Source organism: Moorena sp. SIO4E2 (genome assembly GCF_010671945.1).
GTDB lineage: Bacteria > Cyanobacteriota > Cyanobacteriia > Cyanobacteriales > Coleofasciculaceae > Moorena > Moorena producens.
The window spans coordinates 1-2,421 of sequence record NZ_JAAHIE010000864.1 but is presented as its reverse complement, the minus strand read 5'-3'; the positions used below and the strand labels follow the sequence as shown (position 1 = coordinate 2,421).

The following is a 2,421-nucleotide window of genomic DNA, read 5'->3' as shown; positions in this document are numbered from 1 at the left end:
CAGCGCTACTAGGTGGTCCAAATTCCTCTGGCAGCTGATCGATGTGCTCAATCCCTAGTCGTTGGCACAGCAATTTCAGTTGCCGCAGCGTTGGTCTAGCCTCAGTCCTACCAGAGACCCAGCGCTGGTAAGTCGCACGAGGAATACCACAGTAGATTGCTAATTCGTCTTGAGACAAATTGGTGCGTTCAATTCTTAGAGCCTCCAAGGGTGAATCACTGGTGTGTTTGCGCCTTTTACTTTTCTCTGTCACAGTATGCTGGCTCAGCATGGTTTTAATGCCAGACTTCAAAGGATTATAGTAAGGCATCAAAATGAGATATAACCAGAAATACTGAAATGCGATTCGGCAAAGCCGACGCTGCGCGATCGCATCAGCCTGTAAACCTATTACCGCTAGGGTTTCAGGATTTATTCATGTCTCCTTTTCTCCGTGTATATATACGCCATTTTGGTCAAGCCACTTATCAATTAATTCATTGACCACATCGCTCATATCCCTGTCTTGCATAACACAAGCCGCTTTAAAGTTCTTTTTTTTATCTTTGGATAGATAAACCCGTATTGATTCTTCAGCCACTGTCCTACTACCAGTAAACAACTTTACTCCATTCTGGCATCAATGATTTTTTTTACAAAATTTATAAATTTATTTTCCCAGCCATAAGGTAGGATAGGGCAATCCCGCGCGCCGAGCCGTCAGAGTTCATGGGCTGGCTACTACTCCATTGTTCAACCAAGATAGCTCCATTATGGCTTATCCACAAAACTTGCAAGCTTGGGCAGTTACCCGCCTTCCCCAACGCAATGGGTAATCAAATGGGTAATCGTCGGTCGCTACTGCACTCGCTCCGACGCAGAGGGACACCTTCAGTTATGGCGTCAGCGAGTCCCTGATACCCAATTTGACCTCATATTTGATTTGCCCGATAGGAAAAACTATAGGGATTTTCCTCTTGATCAACTCACTCATTAATATGGGTCGCTTGTGAATTTTGAATTGTTATTTTCAATTTTAAATTAACAAAACTGATATCTTTAACCAGTCAAAAAAAATAATAACAGAAGGGATTCATTGCGGTCTTGGAGAGCCAGCAAAAAGCTTAAATATTTTGATGATATCATTATATCAAACGAATTATTATGCAGGCTGATACCTGTATAATCTAAATATAGAATGCGCCCCGGCAACTGCAACCACACTCAGCCAATACAACTTCTCCAAAGTCCGACGATAGGGAACTAGGAGCAACTAAGTATGCCAAAACCCAGGTATGACGAAAACGAAAACAAGTCACGCCATGCAGCAGCCGATCAGGACTGCTGCGAGGAAATGGCTGAGAAATATGGCTGGCAATTGGTTGATATCGAGGAAACAGGTAACCCTGTTCTTGAAGTCGATTGTGTGTTTGAAGGAAAAACTGAATTTCCCAAATCCTATTACAAAAAATTTTGGGTTTAAAGCCCCTAGAGACGAAACCTTAGAGAGTGGAGCCTTTAAGGTGGGTCGGTCTCGCGCAAAAAGGTTAAAAATTGATAATTAAGGCTCCACTCTCTTACGGTAACTTTAAATCCTTCTAGGACTGCTTTCTCTTATAAATCTACAAAAAACAAGAAACAAATTTATGGACACACACAAATATTTGTTGTACTCTAAAGATAGATACAGGCTGAAAAACCGTAGGCTGAGCCGGGAGAGAGACCCGTAACTTATCGACCTCAAAGTAGTAATGTCTAGAGGGAAGGGAAAGTCCTCTTTAAAAACCCAATCATCAATTAACAGTTGGTGTGTGAACCCAGAAGAATCACTATGCAAGATAAAACGGTACGGTGGGGCACACCGGAACCAAACGAAAAGGAAGGGAAACGGACTATGCACATGCACTTCCAATTAAGTAGTTAAACGCCTAGGGAGAACTGCCCTCTGGGTCTGCTGTGAACTGACTGAATACTTGGTCTCGACGGGTTTTTTGGTTTAGATATTGTCTAATTTGTGGCGGCGTCAAAGATTAGAACACGGCGGTTTAAGGCGGCTCGCAGATCTAGGAATCCCCGCTATGCGCAAGGCGGGGAGTGTCAAGACACCGAAAAGGAGGAAGACTAATGCGTAAATGGATTGTCTTTCGTGCTGAAAAGCGTCAACCTGGATGGAAAGAGCGCAAATATGCTCACTCTGGCTCTCTGACCAAAACTTTGTTCGAGCATTACGACTGCTCCGACAAGGCGCTGCCTGAACCTGGATACCGTCCGAAGCGAGTTTATTCGAGTTGATCAGTTTGTTGATCCTAACTATCCAGATTCATCAACCCATTACCGTCAAAGCGATTGGGAAGTTACACGGGTCGAAACCTACACACCAGATATCCCGGTTGACATGGATTTCGATATGGTCGTAATTTGCTACTGCAAGCACAGTCCCAA

Annotated in this window: 3 protein-coding genes and 1 pseudogene; 2 read left to right on the top strand and 2 right to left on the bottom strand. The window is 43.7% G+C overall.

The features are described 5' to 3' along the window. Positions 1–310 (bottom strand): helix-turn-helix domain-containing protein (locus F6K37_RS38290; RefSeq protein ID WP_287256318.1); only part of this gene is annotated, 310 nt, incomplete at its 3' end. 105 nt (positions 311–415) lie between these two features. Further along, on the bottom strand, positions 416–580 hold the full coding sequence (locus F6K37_RS38285; RefSeq protein ID WP_198954017.1) for a plasmid partition protein ParG: 165 nt from the start codon (positions 578–580) through the stop codon (positions 416–418). Between the two features lie 678 nt (positions 581–1,258). Here F6K37_RS38285 and F6K37_RS38280 point away from each other — a divergent pair. Beyond that, complete coding sequence (locus tag F6K37_RS38280) at positions 1,259–1,462, top strand: hypothetical protein (RefSeq protein WP_008189134.1); 204 nt, start codon at positions 1,259–1,261, stop codon at positions 1,460–1,462. Positions 1,463–2,103: 641 nt separating this feature from the next. Beyond that, a pseudogene (locus F6K37_RS45880) lies at positions 2,104–2,421 on the top strand (hypothetical protein); the annotation flags it as partial.